Below are 24,891 nucleotides of genomic sequence, written 5' to 3'. Positions count from 1 at the left end.
TAAAGTTTCCGTAAAAATCGTGCTATTTAATAAGGACCGCGTCACAAAAAAGGTTGGTCAAAGAGATAACATCCGAACGCATTTGTGATAGCAGATTTTCGTCTTCAAGATAATTTTCAGGGTTAACGAATAGCATCCGAGTCATTAAAAGGTTGCCAGTGAGCGCAGAAAATGCTTCTGCTAACAGCTCAGGGGAAAGAGTTTTTAGTAGTTTTCCTTGTTTTTGCCATGTAGCAAAGACGGCTGATAAATGCTTGAGGTTTTCAACTGGACCAAGTTCTTTGAATACGTCGTTTACTTCGGGGTTAGAGCTGGATTCAATTGTTAATCGTAAGGCGCAAATGCCGAAAATATTGACACGTGAAACTTCGTTTACAGCTGCTTTTTGTAACTCATGACGAATATTGTGGGTGTTTGCGTCGATGCCAAGAGGACTTTCTCTATTCGTAAGTTCAAGGGCGATTGCGCGCAGGAGATCTTGCTTCGTGCCAAAGTGGCGAAACAGTGTAAGTTCATTGAGTTTGGCTGCTTCTGCAATTGATTTGGTAGAAGTGCCACTGTATCCATTGCACGCAAAAAGGCTGACGGCGGACAACATCAATTTTTCGCGAGAGGAACGTTTTGCATCGGAATGTAAGTCCATACTTACAATGTAAGCATGGACTTACATTCCGGTCAATAGCTGTATGCTCTCAGTCTGACGAATTAAGGATTGTGTGACGAGTTTTGAAGCGTTTTCGAAACGATTTAGTTTAATGAGCCTAATGTTTTGTTGGTTCGTGCGCTGAATGTGTGGGCGGCTCAATCTGGATAGTCGTATGGTCGATGTTGAAATGGTGTTGGAGGCATGATTGGGCATCGTCGAGTATTTTGGTGGTATGCCCATCATTGAAGCAGGTGGGGTCAAGTACTAAATGGACAGATAGAGCGGGTAGTTCGCTTGACAGACTCCAGGCGTGAAGATCGTGTACTTCGTAAACATGATCAATGTTAAGTAAATGTTTGCGTATATCGGAGAGGCTTAAGCCATCGGGGGCACCTTCGAGCAAGATCCTACCCGTATCTCGTAATAGACCCCACCCTGCACGTATCATCAAGGCGCATATGATAAGGGAAGCTATGGTATCGGCAGGAGTCCATCTAGTTGCGATAATGATGACTCCTGCAACGAAGGTGCCAATAAACCCATACAAGTCGGTGAGGATATGTTGGTATGCTCCTTCAATGTTGAGACTCGATCTATTGGCGCGTGCAACAAGCTGGACAACTGCGATGTTGACAGCAATTCCTACTAGGGACACAAGTAAAACAAGACCACCCACGATAGGTGGAGGGGAAATAAGGCGACTAATCGCCTCAATCCCTATAGCAATAGCCAGAATTAACAGCACTGCTCCGTTAACAGCTGCAGAAAGAATCTCTGCACGCTTTAATCCCCACGTCCATATGCCTTTCCGTGGAGTGTGTGCGAGTTTTATTGTCCAGAGCGCTAAAGCAATAGCTGCCATGTCGGAAAGTATGTGGGTGGCATCGGAAAGTAATGCGAGGGATCCTGAGACAACTGCTGTGATGACTTCGGTGGCCATGAACAGACCGAGTAATACCAGAGCTACTAGGAGATATTTCGGGTTCGAGTTTAATGTTGCGTGTTGATGATGAAACGCTGGTTTTTGGTGTCTTTGGCTGTTTTCCTCATTCATCATCATTGTTCACGTTTTCTTCTTGGTTGATGAAGCATAAATCTACAGGTTCTCCGGTACAGGCTAGAACGTGTTCTGCTGCTGCTAAGAGGGTTCGTGTAGCCGCAGGGTGGGCAAGGGTGTAAAACGTTGCCCTACCGTGAGTGTGACTATCTAGTAGTCCCGTATCGCGTAAGCGTCCGATATGCGTAGATACCGTCGATTGGGCTAAGTCGAGGTGCTCTACTAGGTCCGATACTCGATGCTCGCCGAGTAGCAAATGTTGAACGATCATCAATCGATGGGGATCGGCCAAGCTCTTAAATAGGGCTGACACAAGGAGGGGAGCCTTAGGGTTGCTCTGTAGCGGCATGATCGTCATATAGCGATAATATCGCTATATGACGATATTTGAAAGAGTGATGTTCTTTTACGATGAAGCAGTCTTTCCTCAATCATCGTTGGCGTTTCCATGCTCGCGATTTCTACTGTTGAGCCCCTCCTGTTTAAAGGTGAAGATTTCAAACATACAGATGTGCGCCGGATTTCTTCGACGCACATCCACTAATTAAGAAAGGCTAATTCTAACCAAACAATCGGCTGAAGAAGCCCTTCTTCTTACCGCCTTCAGATTCAGAACGCTCCGGCGTACCAGCTGGAACAAACCTGTGAAGAATTATTTCTCCCGGATCGACCGGTGTCATTGTGGCACTTACTTCGTCTTCAGAGGCACATTCGCCTTCAGTACCGAAGATCCACAACACGGCAGATTCTGCCAAGTCGAGCGGGTGATAACCGTACTCGGGATCGTCGTCGTAATTGTGGTCTCCACGCGCAAACGGTTCCTCAAAGGGAAGCAGATCGCCCTCGAGTGCTGCTACTTTATCCTTAGCTGTAGCAGAATCGTCCAGATCTACTACGCGACCACGGTGATTCGGTGGCGTCCGATACGAGCAAGCATCCATCATGCTGTGAGTAAATAAGAACCACGTGTTATCGGCGGGCTCATCAACGAGGTAGCCTAAAGTTTCTTCGCCGGTGAAGACGACGGTGTCTCCCCAGGTTCCGACCCAGAGACTTCCGTCCGTGGGGTTGAAAGCCTCGTCAAGATCACCCGTTCGGTCGAAGCGCCATTCGCCTTCGAAATACTTTGCAAGCTGCTACGATGCCGCTTCAACGCCGCCCCTCTGGCTTGGTAGTGATGTCCTCCCGCGGGATATCCGGCGAATATGAAAGCATTGTGCATTTAAATCCCATGAGCAAATCATACTAGCTAGTCTCTGCAGCTAGGGGTGGTTTCGAGGGAAAATTTTGGAAGGTCTGGGAGAGCTTCTACCGTAATTCGTGCTCGCAGTGGCGTGACTCTATGTTCAATGAAGTAACGTTGATGTTTATTGGTATCCGTCGAAACAATATAAGTTTCTGGAACGTCGAAAAAGCGGTGGCACAACCAGGATCGTAGATGGGGTTTGCTTGAGAATGGCCAGGTTGGATCAATGGCAAGAAATTCAGAGTCGAATCCAATTTCCACGGCAATATTCCCATACGTGGGATGGTTAAGTGTCCAGATTTCCACGTGCCTACTCCATCCGCCCAGCTATACGCTCAGCCCACAGCGGCAACTGCCCATGCAGACTCGAATTGAGCGTGTCCATTCCAAGTTCCCATTCTTCAGTAATTCGACCAAATGCCGCTAAACCTTGAACTGGCTTCAAATCACTGTTCAAAACAGAAGCATCAGCACTAATTCTTACGCCCTTGCGATCTTCGTTCCATACGAGCAGGTAATCTTCGATTTCGGCAAGCTCTGGAAAAGCGCCAGGCCAGTAACCTCCCGGTGCAAGTACGCCATCAACCACCACGTCAACCGCTTCGGGGAGCTCGAGTGCATTAACGCCCTTATCCAGCCACGATGTATCGATCACTCCGGCATCGATGAGCGTTAATATTTTGCGTGCATTGATTGGTGGCGGACCAAATCCATAAATATCTACTAGCGAGTTCCACGTACGGAAAGTTTCCCACTCGTCATTTGGCCATTCTTTCCCTGGTAGCACGTCTAAAATCGCATCTGCAAGTAATAGGAAGACGCCGGCGAACACGGCTTTCGCACCGAGTTTTCGTTTGCCGTCGTACGCCGCAATCGAGTCTGCAAGTGTGCCACGCGAATTACCTTCGCTCGGTGCCGAGCCTGCCACAACGGCGTCGAAAATCGCCTCCGGATAAGGGTAATCAAGCTTTTTAAGCACATCCAGCGTCAAGCCTCGAATGAGATCCAAGATTTTAGAGAGCGACTCAGACTCGCGAATCTTCTTGTTCGTGGCATTGAGCGTGCGCTCGCCAATGAGATCCGCTACGACGTCAATGTTCGGCTTGATGTCCAGGAAGATTCCTTCTAGCCCGAGCGGTAAAATCTTCTTCACCTGTTTTTTGCTTGAAACGTACTGGCTTCCGTCCTCAGAGAACTTTCCGCCACGCCCTTCGGTTAGTGCAAGGGCGACGTCGATAAACGTCAGTCCCGCACCACGCACCGCTACGGTTGCGTCGGCGTCAATGCCATCTAAGACGCTAAGTGGGTAGGCGAAAGGAATATAAGCCCTTGTTTTACCACCGAAATCCTCGAGCGAAACGGGTTTTGGAGGATTCAATGAATGCCCAACAGTGAGCAAGAGTTCATCAACGGTAAAAGTTTGCTTTCCCGTGGTAACGCGCCAAGAACCGGGCACGCCCGATACTTTCGATGCCCAGCCGTGTTCAACCAGTTCAATATTCTTGGGCAGATCCTTCTTCACATACTCATAGCAATGGACCAGATACTCGCCAATGACCTTACGAGGAGGGAAATCGTTGACGTACTGCGGATAGTTTTTCTTTGCCCACGTGTCAAAGTCTGGTGCGGTGTGAAGTGAAGCGACGCTATCTTCGAGCTTTTTATGAAATTCAGCTGGATCATTGGAGGGATTAGCGTCCGAAACAGGAACTTGATTGCCACGATACGGCCCAAACTGATCAACGATTGCGGTTCGTGCGTTGAATCGCGAGTATTCGGGTTGTGTTACGTCAAAGGGTGTACCCTGACCTGCTATGTTAACGCCGTCGTCATTCAAAGCTCCAAACAAATGAACGATGACAGGTTGTGTCACTTTTGCAGCTAAAGCAGAAAGTGCAGCGGTACCGCGCGGACCTGCGCCAACGATTGCGATTGAGAGCATCTGATTCCTCTAACATAAATAGTTCTGCCAGATACCTAGAAGTCTAGTTGGAAGTGCTGACTCTGCGCTGGGCTTACGGTGCTATTCGTCAGATTCTTGGGGGCGTTGCGATAATTGATAATCGACCTCCCACATTTTCCGTCTGTAGTAAAAGATTGAGAGCATAGCCAAAACGCCAGCACAGATGTTAAAAATTACACTTGCCCAGAGACCGTGTAGGAAGTAACTATTTACGACGACGGACACTGTAGTCACGAGAAGAAACAGCACTACAGCCTTGGCCATGGTTCGGCGAGCATATGTGTAGTGTAGAGCTTCGACGTCGTCCTGATTCCTTGTGTTCATAGTCATCACCATCATTTTTCCAGCACTTGTGTTTGTGACTTCTGCATCGCTAATAGTCTAAATGGAATGATTTAGACTATTTAGGTGATTTCTAGAATTTCGCCACTTAATGGGCGCAAGCCAACCCGCACCGAACTTGCAAACTTTGAAAACGGTACGGTGGACGATATTATATGCCCAGACCCGTGGCTGCTGATTGTTGGTATTAATCCAGGTCTATGGACCGCAGCCGTCAACGCTCCTTTTGCAGCGCCGTCGAACCGCTTCTGGCCGAGTCTGCACCAATCTGGCCTGCTCCCTTATCGTATTGATGCCACTGCTGGTTTGAAACCTGAGGATGAAGCGATGGTTATCAATAACGGTATTGGACTGACCAACCTGGTTAATCGAGCTACAGCGAAGGCATCCGAGCTGAGCCGCGTCGAGCTTGCTAAGGGCGGCGAGCGTCTACGTAAGGTTGTAGGTGAGCTTAGGCCCGACGTCGTCGCCGTCCTTGGGATCACCGCGTTTCGTGACGCTTTTGATGAACCGAAAGCGCAGCTCGGTCAGCAGTTCGACGACGACGCATCCTCGCGTTATCTAGGAACAGGGGAGTTGTGGGTGCTCCCGCAGCCAAGCGGGCTCAACGCGCATGCCACTATGCCAGTGCTGGTTGAATGGTGGAAGCGGGTTGAGGCACGCAGGAAGAAGTGAATCTTGAATCTCTCGTGGCGTTGCGAGTCGAAAGAATTCATGAAATGAATGTAAACGATCGGCGTCTCATCTAACAAATTTCAGAACCTAATGAGCATGAATATTTAATATGCTTATCAAATTGGAGATAATTCCGTTGCTAACGTAGAAACCCAATACTTACGTACACGAAGGAAATAGGAATTTAAGTGACCGTTGCGCAGAAGATTCGATCATTGTTCGCGGATACGCGTCCTCTGAAAAGCCCTCATTTCCGTAGGCTATGGTTGGCGAACATTATCACGGTGATCGGTGCACAGCTCACGGTGGTGGCTGTACCGGCACAAATTTACGACCTCACCCATTCCTCGGGCATGGTTGGTCTCACCGGAATCTTTGGACTTGTGCCACTCATTATCTTCGGACTCTGGGGAGGTGCGCTCGCGGATCATATGGATCGCCGTCGTCTCCTGATCGGTACCACTTTGGGGTTAGTTCTAACGTCGGCTCTTTTCTGGCTCCAGGACGCTTTCGCTTTGAACAATGTTTGGATTCTTTTGGCGATTTTTTCTCTTCAACAAGCTTTTTTCGCCGTCAACCAGCCAACGCGGTCCGCAATTCTTCCGAAAATTGTGCCAGCCGAACAAATTCCTGCCGCTAGCTCGCTAAACATGACGGTCTTTTCCGCAGGTGCGATCGCCGGTCCGCTCGTCGGTGGTGCACTTATCCCTGTTCTGGGATATTCGTGGCTCTACCTGATCGACACAGTCACGTTGTTTGCCACTCTTTATGCTGTTCTTCGGTTGCCATCCCTTCCTCCCGCTACCAAGGTGACGACGCCGGGCCTCAAGTCTGTGTTGGAGGGCTTGCGTTACTTGCGGTTGCATCAGATCGTTATGGTCAGTTTTGTTGTTGACCTAATTGCCATGATTTTCGGTATGCCTCGGGCGTTGTTCCCAGAGGTTGCACACGTTAATTTTGGTGGACCAATTGAGGGCGGAATTGAATTTGCTTTGCTCTATGCTGCGATGCCATTAGGTGCAATGCTTGGTGGAATTTTTGGAGGTTGGATATCACGGGTTTTCCGCTACGGAAAAGCTGTGCTCATCTCGATTGTGGTGTGGGGAGTGGCAATCGTTGCTCTTGGAATTGCATTCCAATGTGCTCCTTATGCAACGTTCCCTATGCTAGTTATTGCTTGTATTGCACTTTCCGTTGGTGGAGCGGCCGATATGAGTTCATCTGCCTTCAGGCAAGGCATATTGCTTACTGGTGCGAAAGACGACGTGCGTGGGAGACTTCAAGGTGTATTCATCGTCGTGGTTGCGGGTGGTCCCCGCATTGCAGATGTGCTGCATGGAGGCGCAGGTGAGATTGTTGGACCATCGGTAGCAACGTGGGGTGGTGGTTTGCTTGTGCTTCTTGGAATCGTTCTTTGTGCGGTGGCATTCCCGGAATTCCGAAAATTCTCAATTCGCGTTGAAAAGCAAACTAGTTGAGAGCTTTAACAAATTTTCTTGATACGCGTTATACGGTGAGAACGCCACATACCGAGTGTTATCAGGAGCAATAGATTGAATTGCTCAATTCGGTCAAATTGCTTGGTTTTTAGGAAATGTGTCATTAACATAAGTATATGTAACTGTAGTTACAGTTACATTCCATGCGTTGCGCTGTATTCTAACCGAATATTGCGCAGTAACTTCATTACTCACCGATTGGAGTTTTTGTGTTTAAGAAGTCAAAGATCGCTTTAACATTAGCACTTTCTTCAACTTTGGCACTTGGCGTTGCTTCAACAGCATCAGCTAACGCCATTAATCAACCTACGAAATTTGCTGGAACATCCACTCTAACTGTCCGGGAAGATTCAGCACCTTTGCCGGTCACTTCTTCTCAAGGAGATTCATATATCCCCTTTTATCACGATATCCCAGATCTCTCTCAAACTAAACCAGGCCAACTACTTCGGAGTGAAAAAGTAATTAACTCGTTGAACACTCTGGGAATTTCAAACGTGGGGCCATATAAAGCAAGCCGGATTCTCTACTCATCAATCAACCGTAAGGGTGAGAAAATCCCAGTCAGCGGCATTGTGATTGAAACAAAGGCGCCGTGGAAAGGTGCGGGGCAACGTCCACTCGTTGCATTCGCACCTGGCACTCAAGGAGTAGCTGACCGATGCGCGCCGTCGTTCAAGATTGGAAATGGTGTTGGGGACTACGAACAATTTTTCTTTGAGGGACTCCTCAAGGAGGGGTACGCGGTTGTAGTAACTGACTATGAAGGGCTTGGTACCCCGGGAATGCATACGTACATGGATCGTATCTCCCAAGGTCATGCAGTGCTTGACAGTGCACGTGCAGCTAAGCAACTTAATGGCTGGGATTTTTCAGCTACTACTCCCATTGCGATTGATGGTTATTCCCAAGGCGGTGGCGCGGCAGCAAGCGCCGCTGAATTGGCTGATGATTATGCACCAGAGTTAGATATTAAGTTGGCATCGGTTGGTGCTGCGCCAGCAGATTTAACACTTCTGCCACCCGCTTTAGATGGAACAATCTACTTCCTCTTTGAGGCCTATGCTCTTATGGGTATCAGCCATAGCTACGATGTTGATCTAGCTAAGTATCTTAACCCAGAGGGGCAGCAAATTATCAGCCGAGCCACCAATAACTGCACGCTCGGTTTGGGCCTTTATTCAGGAACTAAGCTAGCAAAAATTACCGCAGATGGCTCCGATGTTTGGCAGTTCATTGAGCGTGAACCGTATAAGTCAATGCTTGCGGATCAGCACATCGGTTACGATGCTCCGTCAATGCCAGTGGTTGTTACGCACAGCACCGGAGACGACGTTATCCCATACCGCGTGGGAGAGCAGTTAGTAAGTGAGTGGAAGGCACGTGGGGCGGATATAACTTTCATTCCGAATAATTCTGGTCCGCACGTGGCAGGAGCGATTCCACATGCACAAGTGACGGTGACTGAACTCAATAAGATCTTCAAGCACTGAGTTCTAAATAGCACTGTATGTAAAGTTGTTGATAAGCAATTTTGCAGCTTTCACTAATGAAAGGGTGGGGTTTGGTGTGCGATACTATTTTCGCACACCAAACCCCACCCGTTGCAGGCTTATCGGCTAGCTTTTGCCAGTAGTAATCACCACGACTGCGGCACAGGAGTGCCTTCGCGGTAGCCGGAAGCTGATTGAATTCCTACGATCGCACGCTCGCGGAACTCAGGAATGTTTTGAGCACCCGCATAGGTGAACGAGGATCGAACACCCGAAACGATCTGGTCGATCAGGTCTTCAACACTTGGTCGTTCCCGATCAATGTACATACGAGCCACGGAAATGCCTTCTTCGAAGAGTGCCTTTCGAGCACGATCAAACTCGGACTCCTGAGCTGTACGATTCTTCACCGCGCGTTTTGAAGCCATTCCAAAAGATTCTTTGTAGGCGCGTCCATCGGCGTCGTAGTGAAGATCGCCAGGGGATTCATAGGTTCCGGCGAACCAGGAACCAACCATCACATTCGATGCACCTGCTGCAAGTGCTAAGGCGACGTCGCGCGGATGGCGCACTCCGCCGTCGGCCCAAACATGAGCTCCATACTTTGCGGCTTCAGCGGCACACTCAAGAACTGCGGAGAACTGTGGCCGGCCGACTCCAGTTTGCATACGAGTAGTACACATAGCGCCTGGTCCCACGCCAACCTTGACGATCGAAGCACCAGCTTCAACAAGGTCACGAACACCGGCGGCAGCAACAACGTTACCTGCGACGATTGGGAAATCAGCTGGAAGTGCCGCACGAACTGCACGAACGGCGTCGAGCATCTTTTCTTGGTGACCGTGTGCGGTATCAACAACGATCACGTCCACACCAGCTTCAACTAGCTGAACAGCCTTTTGTGCCGGGTTTCCATTCATGCCGATTGCCGCCCCAATGCGTAGTTGATTATTTGCATCAACGGCAGGCACGTAAATGGTGGAGCGCACTGCACCAGAGCGAGTAAGCAGGCCAACGAGGCAACCGGCGTCGTCCACAACAGGAGCAAGGGTGCGGTGTGCAGCCTTGAGGCGGTTGAATGCTTCACGTGGGTCGGTGCCCTCCGGGATGGTAAGCAGCTCAGTCGTCATCACTTGGCGAACTTGGGTGAAGCGGTCGACGCCAGTAAGATCTGATTCGTCCACGAGCCCTACGGGGATATTCGTTTCAGGATCGACTACAACTGCTGCGCGATGCGAGCGCTTCGGAAGTAGAGTCAGCGCATAGCCGCAGGTGTGATGAGGTTTAACGATAACTGGGGTGTCATAAACAAGGTGACGTGACTTGACTTCCTTCACGGTGTCGATCACGACGTCAAGTGGGATGTCCTGCGGGATAATGACGAGTCCGCCACGGCGTGCAACTGTTTCTGCCATACGCTTCCCGGCAATAGCGGTCATATTGGCGACGACGAGCGGGATTGTTGTGCCCGAGCCATCGTCGGTAGAGAGGTCGACTCCGTTCCGTGAGCCGACGGATGAACGTGATGGCACCATGAACACGTCGTCATAAGTTAAGTCAAAAGTTGGCTTGAGGTTATTTAAGAATTTCACTAGAACAGGTTAGTGCATTAAAGCGTGGTAATCGATAGCGATTTTGTTTTTGGAACAAAAGTGTCTATATTGTGAGATGGGTAGGGTGTTACGTTTCCTAGCTTTGCTCGGCCGTGCGCTCTCGCTGGATAAGGACCACGCCGAAAATAAGCACAGGAAGAGTGGAAATTAGCCCAAGGCTCAAAGATGTGAGAATCGATAAATGCTGTGCTTGAATCTCATGATCGAAAAAGATTCCGATGATTGCCATAAGGACGGGAGTGTCGAGTGCTAACGCATATAGCACGGGATGTTGGCGCCTGCATTGTGCCTTGAGTCGATTAATCCCGTGTGAAACTAGTGTGCAAACCACAAAGAAGATTATCTGAGGCATATGAAATTATTCCGCCCCAAACTAAGCTGCTGCGCTCGAACATAACTGTGTGGTTGATTCCGACGAAGCTTGCGCGGATAAGGAGCCAGTGGCCCTCGGTGAGCTTCATTTTAGCATTGGAGGAAGAAACGCGGCGTCCCATATAGCCTTCTTGGAAAACTAGAGGTAAATACCTGTTAATCGTTATCTTAGTGAAGATTAGATATGCTTGCCAGCATGATGAGTGAATTCAAGAGATGCCCATGTGGAGGCGAACGATATGCAACGTGTTGCGAGGTGTTCCACACCGGTGAGCGTCAAGCGTCTACCGCACTTGAACTAATGCGGTCACGCTACAGTGCCTTTGCGGTACGGAATTCAAACTATCTATTTCGCACTTGGCATCCGCGTACTCGCGAAGACGTGCAACTGGGGAGTGAGCGATGGGTGAAGCTGGAGATCCTTGATGTGGTTGCCGGTGGAATCGAGGACTCCACCGGCATTGTAGAATTCATCGCCTACTATGACGGCATAGAGGGATCGGACTCTATGCACGAGCGATCTTTCTTCTCAAAACGAGCCGGCCGCTGGTTCTACGAAAAAGCCCTAGATGTGAATCCTAACCCTGCTGCAAATCTGCAATGATCGCATTCAGCGTGGTAGAAGGACGCATAACTTCGCTCAACTTCTCTGGATCTGGGTGGTAGTAGCCACCAATATCTACAGCTTTACCTTGAGCTTCGATCAATTCCCGTTCGATATCATCGGCGGCGCTTGCGAAACGTCCAGCGAATGGTGCAAAAATAGCGGCCAATTCGGCGTCTTCGTTTTGCTTCGAAATCTCATCGGCCCACCAGATCGCAATCCACGCGTGTGAACCGCGGTTGTCAAGCCCTCCAATCTTTCGCGATGGAGATTTATTCTCGTTCAAAATGCGCTCGGTTGCCTTATCTAGTGCGTCAGCTAAGATCTGAGCGCGAGGGTTAGAATTGCATCGTGCCAGCTGGCGGAGACTCTCTGCTAACGCCAAGAATTCTCCAAGTGAGTCCCAACGCAGATAGTTTTGCTCTACCAGCTGTTGAACGTGCTTGGGTGCAGAACCCCCAGCTCCGGTCTCGAACAGGCCGCCGCCTGCCATTAGTGGCACCACGGAAAGCATCTTTGCTGATGTACCAAGCTCCATGATTGGGAACAGATCGGTGAGGTAATCACGCAAAACGTTGCCAGTAACGGAAATCGTATCTTCACCTTTGCGGATACGGTCCACTGAGAATTGGGTAGCTTCAATCGGACTCATTATCCTAATATCAAGCCCGTTGGTATCCTCTTCCGCGAGGTAAGTCTCCACCTTATCCCGTAAAACACGATCATGGGCGCGTTCTGGATCAAGCCAGAACACTGCCGGCATTCCGGAAATTCGTGCACGGCGCACAGCCAACTGAACCCAGTCGTGGATCGGTGCGTCCTTGGCTTGACAGCCTCGGAAGATATCGCCTACCTTCACGTTCTGAGTCATGAGCACGCTGCCATCGCTCAGACGAACCTCCACAACGCCATCGGATTCAATAATGAAGGTCTTATCGTGTGAGCCATATTCTTCAGCCTTTTGAGCCATGAGTCCGACGTTTGGAACGGTTCCCATCGTGGCTGGATCAAAAGCGCCGTTCTTCTTGCAGTCTTCAACAACGACGTCATAAACCCCAGCGTAGGTTGAATCAGGGATGACGGCGAGAGTATCGGCTGGCTCGCCGTCCGAGCCCCACATCTTCCCTGAGTTGCGGATCATCGCTGGCATCGATGCATCGATGATGACGTCGGATGGGACGTGAAGGTTTGTGATCCCCCTGTTGGAATTTACCATGGCGAGTGCAGGGCCTGCTTTGAGCTCTGTTTCGAATGAATCTTTGATTTTGGAACCGTTAGGTACATCTTCGAGACCGGCGAAAATCGATCCCAGTCCATTCGAGGGTAGTAACCCCGCAGCTTCAAGGTCTTCACCATAGCGGGCAAAGGTTTCTGGGAAGAATGCGCGTACTACATGACCGAAAATAACAGGATCGGACACCTTCATCATCGTCGCCTTAAGGTGAGCGGAGAAAAGTACGCCTTGCTTCTTAGCAAAACGAAGTTGCTCAGCAAGGAATGCGTCTAGTGCTCGTGCTTCCATCTTGGTGGAGTCCACCACTTCACCTGCAAGAACAGGTACGTCAGCGCGTAGAACGGATTCTTTACCGGAGTCGTCCACGTGAATGAATGAGATCGAATCGTTTGCTTTAATGACGACGCTCTGCTCGTTGGACTTGAAGTCACCGTAACGCATGGTGGCGACAGACGTTTTCGACGTCGGATCCCATTCGCCCATGGAATGTGGGTGTGATTTCGCGTAGTTTTTTACAGCTTGGGGCGCGCGACGATCCGAGTTCCCCTCGCGTAAAACTGGGTTGACGGCGGAACCCTTCACGGCATCGTAACGAGCGCGAATGTTTTCTTCTTGCGTGTTTTGTGGTGATGATGGGTAGTTGGGGAGCTTATACCCTTGGTCTTGGAGTTCCTTAATTGCTGCGAGTAACTGTGGAAGGGAGGCTGAAATATTAGGAAGCTTAATAATATTTGCTTCCGGATGGTGAGTGAGTTCTCCTAGTTCGGCGAGTGCATCTACAGCGCGCTGTTCTTCTGGGAGATAGTCGGACATCGCGGCGATAATACGTCCAGCCAAAGAAATATCGCGTACGTCCACTTCTATATCGGCATTTGAGGCAAATGCGTTTACGATCGGTAGCAAGGATGCAGTGGCGAGCATCGGTGCTTCATCGGTGTGCGTATAGATGATATGTGTCATTCGTCAACTCTCCCTTGGGTTGTTCTCCACTTATTGACATAATAGTCCAGAAATCTTGATGTCGTGATAATTTCGCCCTTGGGAAATACGTCCTATGTAAAAGTCCTATAAGGAAACGGTTCGAAATAATGTGAAATCTGTCTAGAAATCGCTATATCAAGACATTTTGTTTGTCACGCGAATATCAATCATGTTTAGAATCGCTGTAACCAGATACGGTGAGGCGGAAATATGAAAAATTGGCAAGACACCGACGGGGTCGTAGAGTTTCCCTCTGGACGTCGTGTGCGAGGTCGATCTTGGCGCGCATCGGTCACGCAAGAAGCTGATGTTTCCGTTGTTCTTACCACTGCATCGGGCAAAGAGTTCTCCAATAACGGGGTAATTGGATCCGGTGAAACAATTACGATTGACTGGCCAGACTATCGCCTACCACGCCGTCCATCTCAAGCAATCCAGGTTCTTCGCGATGTTTGGCAGCGTTCAGATAAAGAATTAGTCGAAATTACCTGCTCCGGTGGAGTAGGGCGGACGGGAACGGCGCTCGCGATCCTCGCTATCTTCGAAGGTATGTGCTCAACGGATGCGATTGATTTCGTTCAAGAGAAATACAACCCGGGATCAGTTAGCGAACACGCTCAGCGTGGTTTCCTCAAAGACTTCGATTCAGAAGACTGATCTTCATTTCCTACGGGACCTCATTCCATAACCGTCAAGTGTATCGTTACCTTTTTGTTGTACCTAGTGGTGTCGCTTATCGCAAATTTGCCCTGATTAATACCCCTCACCAGCAGGAAAAAGATTGCAAAAGGATAACAACGAGTACCGTGCGGTGCGCCTTTTTGACATTCTCGATATACTTACCGGCGTGCCAGGACGAAAACGGAAGTAATCGTCGTCAGCTCTGCAAGCTGGGAAAACTTAACTGAATTTCTGGACTAGTTGAAGCGTGCATATGCAACCAAGAGAAAATTGAGGTCATGGATTTATTCGCTGCCGAAGGACAACCGTCACCAGAGAAGCAGGTTTTAGAGAACCTGCTTGCACTTGACGTCGCCAGCGAAGAATTAGAGCGCTACGGTGTTCATCCCGATCAATTTATCGAGTGGTACGGTCCAGAAGATGGCACAGTTATTTGTTTTATCCATGGCGGTTTCTTCCACGAAGACGGAACGCTTCGTTACTTGCGACCTTCAGCTCTTGCCCTTGGCGAGGAAGGCTATCGTATCGCGCTTCCTGAATTTAGACGAGTACCAGGAAATCCCGCTCCATCTCTAGAAGATATGGCAACTCTTGCCCGCCACCCACTGTTAGCAAATGCAACGTGGCTTGGGCATTCGGCTGGTTCGCTCAACGTTCTTAACGTTCTGTTTAATACGGAACTTCAACCTTCCCACGGCGTCGTCCTTGCTCCTATCTTCGACTTGCGACGTGACGCAGAAGAATTTCCAAATCTTTCAGCGTCGAAAACCGTCCACTGGCTTGGTGGTACCCCCGACCGTATCCCAGATGTCTACCAAGAGTACGACCCTGCGGTTCGCTACTCGAGGCTCGGTGCGGATGGATTCGTTGGTGCCGGTTATCGCCTAGATATCATCCACGGTGCGCTCGACGCGACAATTCCAATTCAGCGTACAAGGGACCTCGCAACGGAACCTTTCAATATTGCCATCGTTCCCGACGCCAACCATAACGATGTAATTCGTCCTGGTCATGATGCCTGGCTCTTTCTCCTAGGTGCACTCGGCTAAGGTCTTGCGTCTTAACAGTTTCGTGTAGGTTTCTGGCTAGCTCCTCACACAACTCAATTCACCAATCCATCCCGGCACGCAATAGACTGGTGTTATGGCGCATTTAGATCATTTTTCTCAACCAGATTCATCCGAGCGATCCGTAGCGGTCAAAAACTTCACCTCTGATTTTTCTGAATTCATAACGAATTCGCCTTCGTCTTACCACGCCTCACAAGAATGTGCGCGTCTGCTTTCAGATGCAGGATTCACTCGGCAAGATGAACATGAGCAGTGGCTAGGTCACCAGCGTGGGTATGTCCTTCGCTCCGGGGCAATTTTGGCTTGGCGTATTCCAAACAAAATCCTTTCAGATGTTGGATTCCGAATCGTTGGTTCTCACACTGATTCACCTTCCTTTAAGGTAAAGCCCAATCCCGATGCTGTAAATTATGGGTTCTCACAGGTCAACGTAGAAGTTTACGGTGGGCCACTTCTGAACTCTTGGCTCAACCGCGATCTCGGTTTAGCTGGCCAGATCGTAACCATTGATGGGGAGGTCCACCTGGTTAAGACGCCTTCAATCATGACGATCCCGCAGCTCGCGCCACATTTGGATCGCTCCGTGAATTCCAGCCTTGAGCTCTCCGCCCAGTGCGATTATCATCCGATTTGGGCAATTGGAGAGCGCTCGGTTTTTGACTTTGTTTGTGAACAAGCAAGCCTAGACCCTGAACGTGTTGCAGGTATGGATCTCTTTGCGTACGACGTCGTAGCTCCAGCCGTCTATGGAGGCGCCGGTAGCGATTTCTTCGTTTCTGGACGCCAAGACAACCTAAGCTCGGTTTTTGCGTCACTTGAGGCTTTCCTCGCCAGCGATGACTCAGAGTGTGAGGATATCCAAGTCATGGTTGCCTTTGACCACGAAGAAGTTGGCTCAACTACCTTCACCGGTGCATCTGGACCTTTCCTTGAAGCGATGCTCCGGCGTCTTCATTCTAATATTTCGCAAGGTGAGAACCAAGGTGAAGAAGGCTTCCAGCGGATGCTGGCGAACTCTTCTTGTATTTCTGCCGATGCAGGACATTCGATTAATCCTAATAAGCCGGAAAAGCACGATCCTGAACATCGCCCAGTGTTAGGGGCAGGTCCTCTATTAAAGATCAACGCTAATCAGCGTTATGCAACTGAGGCTGAAGGAACCGCGCTGTGGCTGCGCTCCTGCGATATGGCTGGAGTTGCGAGCCAGGAATTCGTTTCGAATAACGATGTACCTTGTGGCACAACTATCGGACCGCTCACTACTCAGCGCCTCGGTATTATTACGGTTGACGTTGGCGTACCGCTGCTATCGATGCATTCGATTCGTGAAATCTCTTGTCCGAGTGATCTTTTTGATCTTTCGCTCGTGCTGGAAGGATATTTCCGCGGTGCGTGAACTGGCATTCTACAATCCTGCTCACAGTCTTGATCGTGCTGCGAAAGCACATCCCAATAGGGAATCGCTACTCTATGGTGATCACACTTTTACGGTGAAACAGTCGGCTTTTTATACAAGGCAACTAGCACAGTTCCTGATAGAACTTGGCGTTAGCGAAGGTGAACGCGTTTGTTTAATTGCGCGCAATTCTCCGTATCATATGCTCTTACACGTTGCGTGTGCCCGAATAGGTGCCGTTTTTGTGCCAATCTCCTATCGCCTTTCTCGCCTTGAAGTGGCGGAGTTGCTCGATATCTCCACGCCCGCGGTGATTGTGACTGATCCCGAAGTTGCAACCGAAGGACGCTTCGAAGGCTCCAATGCCCGCCACGTTGTAATCGATGACGATGCCCAGTCCTGTATCGATACTCTCACCTTGGATGAAACTATCGTTGGTGAATTTGGCTATCGGAAAGTGACGGAGGCTTCGAATTTTGATGGCGCTTTCATCACTGATGGAGTGAACGACGAGTGCGAAACTGCACGTAATTCTATTCACTATTTCGAAGGTCTCGGGGCGATTCTCTTCACTTCTGGCTCTACCGGAAAACCTAAACCAGTGGGATTGACTCATGAAAATCTTTGGTGGGGTTCGCGCAATTTTCGCGAAGGTTTTGAGTACTCGAACCTCGACGTCGAAATGGTAGTTGCACCGTTAACCCACATTGGTGGTTTCAATGGAACTACTCTTGATTTGTTCAGCCACGGTGGAACCGTTGTTGTAGTTCGTGAGTTTGATCCAACCGAGGTTCTTTATCGCCTTGAAAAGCATCGCGTTGCCATCATGTTTGGGGTTCCGACGATCTATGCCGCACTCATGAACCATCCAAACTTCGCTAGCACTGATCTTTCCGCATTTAGGCTTCCGCTTATCGGGGGAGCAGTGTCGTCGCCTGCATTGTTGCTACGAATGATGAAAAATGGACTCCCTGCGCTCAATGTGTGGGGAATGACGGAAACCTCCGCTTCGGGGTGTTGCCTCACCGCGGATAATTTGAAGCTTGCTCCCGGTGCGATTGGTCGGCCATTTTCTCACGTAGAAGCGCGAATCGTAGATCCTGAAACCGGTACCGATTGCCCGGCAGGTGTGGCAGGTGAAATGATATTGCGTGGTCCGAATGTAATAACTGAATATTGGCAGGATTCAGCGTCAACTGAAGCAGGGATTAAAACGGGGTGGCTCCACACTGGAGACCTAGTATCGGTGGATAGTGAGGGATTCTTCTGGGTAAAAGGAAGACTCCATAATCTCATTAATACCGGTGGAGAAAAGGTATCCCCCGAAGAAGTTATGGCGGTGATCGGAAGGCATCCAGCAGTTTCAGACTGTGCGGTGGTAGGAATCCCGGACTCTGTCTGGGGTGAAGCAGTGGCCGTGGCTGTAATTGTAAAGCAGGGGAGGACGCTCCCTAGCCTTGAAGAACTCAATGATTTTGCCGCAGAAAGCCTTGCGCGCTATAAACTGCCCAAGCATTTGATGGAAGTAGACGCGTTCCCACTTACGGCGAACGGAAAAGTTGACCGAGCTAAGATTCAAAACCTGTTTGGTGCATAATTGACCAGTTCTCCATCTCGAGGTTAGTAAACGGGGTGGAGTCAAGAATTTTGTTGACTCCACCCCGTTTATAAGCAATTTATGTTATTAACTCAGTGGCTTTTCGACCCATCAATTAGTTGCTTACCGGTACGTCTGCAAACTCTCCATGATGGCGAGCTATAACCGATGCTGCCTCCTGACGTGGTGTAGCGTCGTCGTTACCGATACCGCGCAGGCTTTCTGGAATTTCCCAGCCCTTTGCCTTCATAGCACGTGCCCAGAGAGTTCCTGAGCGGTAAGAGGAGCGAACTAATGGGCCAGCCATAATTCCAGCAAATCCCATTTCGTATCCAGCCTTGCTTAGGTCAACGAATTCTTGTGGCTTTACCCAACGATCAATTGGATGGTGCATTGCAGAGGGGCGTAGGTACTGTGTGATGGTAAGAATATCGCAACCAGCATCGTGCAAATCCTGCATCGTTTCAAGGATTTCGTCGTACGTTTCACCCATTCCCAAAATCAGGTTCGACTTGGTGATGAGGTTGTTTTCAGATGCAAAAGTAATGAGGTCCAGTGAGCGCTCATAGCGGAAGGCTGGGCGAATCTTTTTAAAAATGCGAGGAACAGTTTCAAGGTTGTGAGCCAGAACTTCTGGTCGAGAATCGAACACGGTTTGGAGGGCCGGAGCTCCTCCGCGCATATCATCGATCAATAGTTCGACGCCGGTCTTCGGGCTAGTCTCGTGAATCAAACGGCAGGTCTCGGCGTAGAGCCAAGCAGCACCGTCTTCCAAATCGTCGCGCGTAACACCCGTGATCGTGGTGTAGTTCAGATCCATTTCGCGCACCTTTTCAGCTACGCGGCGCGGTTCGTCGCGATCATAGCTTTCGGGGCGACCAGTCTTAATAAAGCAGAAGTCGCAGCGGCGCGTGCAAATATCTCCGCCAATGAGGAAGGAGGCTTCACGATCTTCCCAGCATTCGTAAATATTCGGGCAATTCGCCTCTTCACACACGGTGTGAAGTGAGGCTCCGTGCACGCGCTCACGCATGTCGTTATATTCTTTGCCGACCGAAGCAGTGGTCTTGATCCATTCAGGTTTTTGACCAATTGGAGTTTCCATATTGCGCGATTCCACGCGAAGGAGTTTGCGTCCTTCTGGATTTAGTCGCGACGGAGCACTCATTATTTCTCCTTTGAATCTTGTGATTCATGTGAATCTCAACTTGCTCGGATTATCTATTTGAGGTGGAATCCTTAAATAGATGTGTGGCGGCTATTGGCCGATTGCTCGCGCACTAGGGCCTTTAGTCATGTTTGCTTTCCATGCTACTCCGGTTTTTGGTGGTAGCTTGGCGTTATCGAGTGAATTGTGAGCTTCGCGAATATATGCTTCGGTAGCTTCTTTGGAATATTCGTGCAGAGAATCTGGCCGGAGCAAGAATTGTTCGTATGCTTTGGTGAGGTGGGGGATCATCGTGTCTGCCACGTCTTGAAGGGAAACGTTGACGCCAAGCTGTTTGAGAGTAACGACGCCCGCATCTTTCAACCCACATGGGATGATGCGCATGAAGCGATCGACATCGGTATGGACGTTCAGTGCCATGCCATGCAAGGTAGCGTCGTCGGCAAACTTGATACCGATCGCGCACAACTTTCGATCCAGTTCGTCTTCTTTAAGAATCCAGACGCCGGAGCGCCCCTCGACCTGGGCGGCTGTGATTTCGTAGGTGCGCATCGCGTCGATAATTGCCGTTTCGGTGTTCCGAACGAAGGCGACGACATCCTTGGGTGGTTTGACTTTAACGATCGGGTAAATCACAAGTTGACCAGGACCGTGGTAGGTAACGGAACCACCTCGATCCATTGTGATAACAGGCACATTCGTGTCTGGAATGTCTTCTGGTTGTGTGCGCCTGCCGGCCGTGTAAACATCTTTTGCTTCCCAGATGAGTAGAGTGTCCGGAGCTTGTAACGTGGCAACTTCCGCGTGAAGTCGCCGTTGTATTTGGTCAATAACCATATAGTCGAGGGCACCATAACCCAACAAATTTAGAATATGCACAAAAGTCACCCTAGTTCGATCGTGGATTGTTCTCTATTTTATGGGTGTGAGCCGTACTGCAATTAATCTGAGATGAAATGGCATTACGGTAAGGAAAGGTTATAGACTTCCTAACCAGACCATAAATAATTGGCGATTTTCTTCTAGATAGGTTGGTAATGCCGCTAAAGAACGCCAAAGAATAGGATGCCTCGCATGTTTAAATTCCTGTTGAGGAGACTGCTAAATTACGCAGTCTTGTTGGTTGTGGCTATCACAATCGCTTACATCTTGGCTGGTACGCAGCTCAATCCGCGTGACATTGCCATTGAAACTGAGTTGACGTCAAAGGCCAACGTGGACCCGCAGGCAGTTATTGCTGCGGTTGATACGCGTCTTTACCAGTGGAATATTAATCCACAGACTCCGGTCCTTGAGCGTTTTGGTGAATGGATTCGTCTGGTCTTCACCGAATGGAACTGGGGATATTCGCCAAAGGGCGCGCCAGTCAATGATGAAATTGGAAACCGTATCCTTATTTCATTGCAGCTCGTAGTGCTTGGCTTCCTTATCGGTATCTTTGGTGGTGTAGCGCTCGGTGCATGGTCTGCAGTTCATCAGTACTCAAAGCGCGATCGCGTCCTTACAATCTTTTCGATGATCATCATCTCCACTCCTGTTATGGTTTACGCCGTGTTCTTGCAAATTGCTGCCACTTGGGTTAACCAAAAAACAGGTGTTCAGTTCTTCGAATTCATTGGACCCACGGCGGCAGTTCCGCCGGATGGTACCGTTGCTCAAGTCGTTGATCGAGCCCAGCATTTGCTCTTGCCAACGATTTCCATGTCCCTTGGCGGTCTCGCTACTTACTCGCGCTACCAGCGCAACCTGATGCTAGACACCCTTGGTCAAGACTATGTCCGCACGGCTCGCGCAAAGGGTTTACGTTTTGGTAAAGCCATTCGCCGTCATGCACTTCGTACCTCACTTATCCCAATCGCAACCTACTTTGCATTTGGTATGGCTACTTTGATCCTAGGTGGTGCAATCACTGAACAGGTATTCGGATGGCAAGGTATGGGTATCTACGGTATTCAAACGATCCGCAACATGGACATCAACGGTACTGTTGCCGTCGTTGCATTCTCCGGCGCAGCAACGCTATCCGGTGCGTTCCTTTCAGACCTCTTTATTGCAGCTGTTGATCCACGAGTCAGGGTGAGCTAATGACTACAAATATTCCTATGGCTAATGCCGCTGTCCCGGCTGGCAACGAAGAACCAGCCGCTACTCCAGTATTCGTCCATTCTACAATGGTCACTGACGAAGAGCGTCGGGAGGTCATTGAGCTGCTCGAAGCCGAAAATGAAAAGCACCACGCAGGCAAGCGGCTTTCGCGTGGTCAATTAATCGCACGCCGTTTCTTCCGCAATAAGACTGCGCTCGTTGGCGTGATTGGAATGGCAATCATCATCTTCTTAGCTCTTTTCGGAAAGTACATCTCTCCGTGGGATTATATGGAACGCGACCGTGGTCACTACCTATTGCCACCAGACTCGGTTCACTGGTTCGGTACAAATAAGCAAGGTCGCGATATGTTCGCCATGACCCTCGAAGGTCTGCGTAAGTCTTTGGTGATCGGATTTGCCGTCGCCGCACTCCAGACTTCGATCGCGGCTTTGGTGGGATCGGCCGCAGCATACTTCGGTGGAATTTTCGACCGCTTCGTAACCTGGTTTATTGACCTTATGCTCGTCATTCCGTCCTTCTTGATTCTCGCTGTTGTTCTCCGGAACGTAGGTGCTGAAGAGTCCTCGCTCTTCTGGCTGATCGTCTTGCTTGCTGCATTTGGTTGGACACTTACGGCGCGTGTTGTACGTGCAATGACTATGTCCGTCAAGAACCTCGACTACGTAAATGCAGCGCGGTACATGTCTGTTCCTTCGCGTGTGATCATCGGACGCCACATCATTCCGAATATCTCCTCGTTGTTGATTATTGATTTCACGCTAGGTGTTGCGGTTTCGGTGCTCGGTGAAACCTCGCTCTCATACTTCGGGTTTGGAATCAAGGATCCACAGGTTTCCCTCGGTTCTTTGATCGGTCAAGGTCAGGCATCTGCACTCACCCATTCATGGCTATTCGTTGCTCCAGCTCTCGTGCTGGTTCTAATGCTCGTTTCCGTGAACTTCATCGGTGACGGTCTCCGTGACGCCATCGATCCAACCTCAAAGTCTGGAGGCAAGGCATGAAGAACAACAATGCTCCTGTTTTCGAGTCGAACGATCTCCCTGTTGCAAAGGCGGGGGTACCCGTCGTTGAGGTTTCGGACCTCCATGTTCGTTTCCCCTCTGAAGATGGAACCGTCCACGCTGTGCGCGGTGTGAACTTCTCGGTGAGCTCCGGAGAAGTGCTTGGTGTGGTGGGCGAATCCGGTTCTGGAAAGTCCGTCACCTCTATGGCAATCATGGGTTTGTTGGATTCGAGTGCTAAACTTGACGGATCCGTAAAGATCCATGGTCAAGAGATGCTCGGTCGTTCCGATGCTTACCTTTCAAATGTACGAGGTAAAACCATCGGTATGGTGTTCCAGGATCCGCTTTCAGCGCTTACCCCGGTTTACACTATCGGTGATCAGATCGTTGAAGCGCTCCTCATTCACCAGAATTACTCTGAGGAAGATGCACGTAAGCGAGCAATTGAGCTCCTTGAGATCGTTGGAATTCCGAATCCTGAAATTCGAGTAAAGGCATTCCCTCACGAATTCTCTGGTGGTATGCGTCAGCGTGCCATGATCGCAATGGCGATTGCCAACAACCCAGACCTCATCATCGCCGACGAACCAACGACGGCACTGGATGTAACAATTCAGGCACAGATTCTGGATGTGCTTCGTAAGGCGCAAAAAGAAACTGGTGCTGCCGTCATCATGATCACTCATGACCTCGGTGTAGTCGCTGGTATCGCGGACAAAGTGATGGTTATGTATGCGGGCCGTGTTGTTGAAAGCGGCCACGTAGATGAAATCTTCTATCACTCGGCGATGCCCTACACCATCGGTCTGCTCGGCTCCTTGCCTCGCCTTGATTCGCGCAAAGAATACCAGCTTGCGGCTGTTGAAGGTAACCCGCCGTCGATGCTCTTTGAACCCACGGGATGTCCGTTTGCTCCACGTTGCCCAGTGGCGCGTCGCTCTTGCCTTGAAGGTGAGCCAGAGCTTGTAGAAGTGCGTAATAGTTATGATGCCTATCCGCACAAGGTGGCTTGCGTTCGCGGTGAGGAAATTCGCCACGAATCGCGTAAGTATACTGACATTTATCCGCTTCCAGCTGCAGTGTCACCAGCGATGTCTGAAGTTCCTCGAGCAGAACGAAAAGAAGTTCTGCGCGTTGAGAATCTCAAGAAGTACTTCCCATTGATGAAGGGTGCGGTGTTTAAGCGCCGTGTGGGTACAGTCCATGCGGTCGACGGCGTCTCCTTCGATATTCGTCAAGGCGAAACACTTGGGCTTGTGGGCGAATCGGGCTCGGGAAAGACCACCACTTTGGTGCAGGCGCTTGACCTGATCAAGCCTCAAGACGGCAAGATTGTTGTTCTCGGCGAAGACACAAAGGAGATGAACCGTTCGGACCGAAAGCGAATCCGCAAGGATCTCCAGGTTGTATTCCAGGATCCGATGGCTTCTCTTGATCCGCGTATGCCAATTTTCGATATTATCGCTGAGCCGCTGAAGTATAACGGATACGCTAAGGCGGATATCGAAAAGCGGGTTGCTGAATTGATGACGATGGTTGGTCTTGAACCAGCTCACGTCAATCGTTACCCACGAAACTTCTCGGGTGGTCAGCGTCAGCGTATTGGTATCGCGCGAGCACTTGCACTTGAACCAAGTTTGCTTGTACTTGATGAACCAGTTTCCGCTCTTGATGTTTCAATCCAAGCTGGTGTCATCAACTTGCTTGATAATCTCCGTTCGGAATTGGGGCTGTCGTATTTGTTCGTTGCGCATGATTTGTCTGTTGTGCGCCACATTGCGGACAGAGTTGCGGTCATGTATTTAGGCAAGATTGTGGAAATCGGCGATGTTGATGCTGTATTTGAAAAGCCTCAACATCCGTACACTCAGGCGCTTCTTTCTGCGATTCCAATTCCAGATCCGCAGAAAGAACGCTCGCGTGATCGCATAATTCTTAAGGGTGATCTTCCGTCACCAGCCAACCCTCCAACGGGTTGCCGCTTCGTGACACGTTGCCCAGTATATGAGATTTTGGGTGAAGGGGAAAAGCAGATTTGTTCTTCTAAGCACCCCGATTATACACAGATCGGAGAAGATCACCAGGCGGCTTGCTACTATCCGCGTCCGTTGAAGCTTTTCTAGGATTTTCGCGATTTTTGT

Annotated in this window: 21 protein-coding genes and 1 pseudogene; 11 read left to right on the top strand and 11 right to left on the bottom strand. The window is 49.8% G+C overall.

Annotation, left to right across the window (positions count from 1 at the left end; translation table 11 throughout):
* Positions 1-22: 22 nt before the first annotated feature.
* The 6 genes and pseudogenes from EIH22_RS02280 to EIH22_RS02250 form a co-directional block, all read right to left on the bottom strand.
* Entirely contained in the window at positions 23-643 is a 621-nt protein-coding gene (locus EIH22_RS02280) for a TetR/AcrR family transcriptional regulator (protein ID WP_124054193.1), read from the bottom strand.
* A gap of 118 nt (positions 644-761) precedes the next feature.
* Complete coding sequence (locus EIH22_RS02275; protein ID WP_235001739.1) at positions 762-1,706, bottom strand: cation diffusion facilitator family transporter; 945 nt, start codon at positions 1,704-1,706, stop codon at positions 762-764.
* Entirely contained in the window at positions 1,693-2,061 is a 369-nt protein-coding gene (locus EIH22_RS02270; protein ID WP_200829145.1) for an ArsR/SmtB family transcription factor, read from the bottom strand. Before EIH22_RS02270 ends, EIH22_RS02275 begins: the two co-directional genes overlap by 14 nt.
* Positions 2,062-2,263: 202 nt before the next feature.
* A pseudogene (locus tag EIH22_RS02265) lies at positions 2,264-2,803 on the bottom strand (DUF6928 family protein); the annotation flags it as partial.
* 456 nt (positions 2,804-3,259) lie between these two features.
* A complete protein-coding gene (locus EIH22_RS02255; RefSeq protein WP_124054190.1) occupies positions 3,260-4,891 on the bottom strand; it encodes an FAD/NAD(P)-binding protein in 1,632 nt (543 codons plus the stop codon).
* Between the two features lie 81 nt (positions 4,892-4,972).
* Positions 4,973-5,242: a hypothetical protein gene (locus EIH22_RS02250; protein WP_124054189.1), complete on the bottom strand. Its 270-nt coding sequence runs from the start codon at positions 5,240-5,242 to the stop codon at positions 4,973-4,975.
* Positions 5,243-5,320: 78 nt separating this feature from the next.
* Between EIH22_RS02250 and EIH22_RS02245 the strand changes: the two genes are divergently transcribed.
* The 3 genes from EIH22_RS02245 to EIH22_RS02235 all read left to right on the top strand — a co-directional run bounded on the left by EIH22_RS02245 (position 5,321) and on the right by EIH22_RS02235 (position 8,921).
* Positions 5,321-5,929 (top strand): mismatch-specific DNA-glycosylase, encoded by a 609-nt coding sequence (locus tag EIH22_RS02245; protein ID WP_200829144.1) that lies wholly within the window; start codon positions 5,321-5,323, stop codon positions 5,927-5,929.
* A gap of 188 nt (positions 5,930-6,117) precedes the next feature.
* Entirely contained in the window at positions 6,118-7,407 is a 1,290-nt protein-coding gene (locus EIH22_RS02240; RefSeq protein WP_200829143.1) for an MFS transporter, read from the top strand.
* A 230-nt stretch (positions 7,408-7,637) separates the two neighbouring features.
* Positions 7,638-8,921, top strand: coding sequence for a lipase family protein (locus EIH22_RS02235; protein ID WP_235001737.1), 1,284 nt, complete (start codon positions 7,638-7,640; stop codon positions 8,919-8,921).
* 146 nt (positions 8,922-9,067) lie between these two features.
* Here the strand turns inward: EIH22_RS02235 and EIH22_RS02230 are convergent, their stop codons facing one another.
* Both EIH22_RS02230 and EIH22_RS02225 read right to left on the bottom strand, forming a co-directional pair.
* Positions 9,068-10,513, bottom strand: a complete 1,446-nt coding sequence (locus EIH22_RS02230) for a GuaB1 family IMP dehydrogenase-related protein (protein WP_124054187.1) — start codon at positions 10,511-10,513, stop codon at positions 9,068-9,070.
* Between the two features lie 97 nt (positions 10,514-10,610).
* Positions 10,611-10,865, bottom strand: a complete 255-nt coding sequence (locus tag EIH22_RS02225) for a hypothetical protein (protein WP_235001736.1) — start codon at positions 10,863-10,865, stop codon at positions 10,611-10,613.
* A gap of 237 nt (positions 10,866-11,102) precedes the next feature.
* On the opposite strand from EIH22_RS02225, the gene EIH22_RS02220 reads away from it, so the two are divergent.
* Complete coding sequence (locus EIH22_RS02220) at positions 11,103-11,510, top strand: YchJ family protein (RefSeq protein WP_235001735.1); 408 nt, start codon at positions 11,103-11,105, stop codon at positions 11,508-11,510.
* Here the strand turns inward: EIH22_RS02220 and EIH22_RS02215 are convergent.
* On the bottom strand, positions 11,485-13,704 hold the full coding sequence (locus EIH22_RS02215) for an NADP-dependent isocitrate dehydrogenase (protein ID WP_124054185.1): 2,220 nt from the start codon (positions 13,702-13,704) through the stop codon (positions 11,485-11,487). The two genes, EIH22_RS02220 and EIH22_RS02215, sit on opposite strands and share 26 nt — an antisense overlap.
* 231 nt (positions 13,705-13,935) lie before the next feature.
* Here EIH22_RS02215 and EIH22_RS02210 point away from each other — a divergent pair, with 231 nt between their 5' ends.
* The 4 genes from EIH22_RS02210 (at position 13,936) to EIH22_RS02195 (ending at position 18,469) form a co-directional block, all read left to right on the top strand.
* Positions 13,936-14,382, top strand: a complete 447-nt coding sequence (locus EIH22_RS02210) for a protein-tyrosine phosphatase family protein (RefSeq protein ID WP_124054184.1) — start codon at positions 13,936-13,938, stop codon at positions 14,380-14,382.
* A 302-nt stretch (positions 14,383-14,684) separates the two neighbouring features.
* Positions 14,685-15,455, top strand: coding sequence for an alpha/beta hydrolase family protein (locus tag EIH22_RS02205; protein WP_124054183.1), 771 nt, complete (start codon positions 14,685-14,687; stop codon positions 15,453-15,455).
* Positions 15,456-15,549: 94 nt separating this feature from the next.
* Positions 15,550-16,872 carry a M18 family aminopeptidase gene (locus tag EIH22_RS02200; protein ID WP_124054182.1) on the top strand — a complete coding sequence of 441 codons (1,323 nt, stop codon included), beginning with the start codon at positions 15,550-15,552 and terminating at the stop codon, positions 16,870-16,872.
* Positions 16,865-18,469 (top strand): class I adenylate-forming enzyme family protein, encoded by a 1,605-nt coding sequence (locus EIH22_RS02195; RefSeq protein WP_160149004.1) that lies wholly within the window; start codon positions 16,865-16,867, stop codon positions 18,467-18,469. The genes EIH22_RS02200 and EIH22_RS02195 overlap by 8 nt, the downstream gene beginning before the upstream one ends.
* Positions 18,470-18,584: 115 nt before the next feature.
* Here EIH22_RS02195 and lipA read toward each other — a convergent pair whose 3' ends face one another.
* The gene (gene lipA, locus EIH22_RS02190; protein WP_124054180.1) at positions 18,585-19,637 is read right to left on the bottom strand and encodes a lipoyl synthase; all 1,053 of its coding nucleotides are present in this window, start codon (positions 19,635-19,637) and stop codon (positions 18,585-18,587) included.
* A 90-nt stretch (positions 19,638-19,727) separates the two neighbouring features.
* The gene (lipB, locus tag EIH22_RS02185) at positions 19,728-20,516 is read right to left on the bottom strand and encodes a lipoyl(octanoyl) transferase LipB (RefSeq protein ID WP_124054179.1); all 789 of its coding nucleotides are present in this window, start codon (positions 20,514-20,516) and stop codon (positions 19,728-19,730) included.
* A gap of 195 nt (positions 20,517-20,711) precedes the next feature.
* Here lipB and EIH22_RS02180 point away from each other — a divergent pair, with 195 nt between their 5' ends.
* The 3 genes from EIH22_RS02180 to EIH22_RS02170 are packed head-to-tail and all read left to right on the top strand — an operon-like array spanning position 20,712 to position 24,873.
* On the top strand, positions 20,712-21,722 hold the full coding sequence (locus EIH22_RS02180) for an ABC transporter permease (RefSeq protein ID WP_124054178.1): 1,011 nt from the start codon (positions 20,712-20,714) through the stop codon (positions 21,720-21,722).
* The gene (locus tag EIH22_RS02175; RefSeq protein WP_235001734.1) at positions 21,722-22,747 is read left to right on the top strand and encodes an ABC transporter permease; all 1,026 of its coding nucleotides are present in this window, start codon (positions 21,722-21,724) and stop codon (positions 22,745-22,747) included. Before EIH22_RS02180 ends, EIH22_RS02175 begins: the two co-directional genes overlap by 1 nt.
* The gene (locus tag EIH22_RS02170; RefSeq protein ID WP_124054177.1) at positions 22,744-24,873 is read left to right on the top strand and encodes an ABC transporter ATP-binding protein; all 2,130 of its coding nucleotides are present in this window, start codon (positions 22,744-22,746) and stop codon (positions 24,871-24,873) included. Before EIH22_RS02175 ends, EIH22_RS02170 begins: the two co-directional genes overlap by 4 nt.
* Positions 24,874-24,891: the final 18 nt, after the last annotated feature.

Origin of the sequence: Arcanobacterium ihumii (assembly GCF_900604515.1) — a bacterium.
In the GTDB taxonomy this organism is placed as follows: Bacteria; Actinomycetota; Actinomycetes; order Actinomycetales; family Actinomycetaceae; genus Arcanobacterium_A; species Arcanobacterium_A ihumii.
This window is presented reverse-complemented; position numbering and strand designations above follow the sequence as displayed.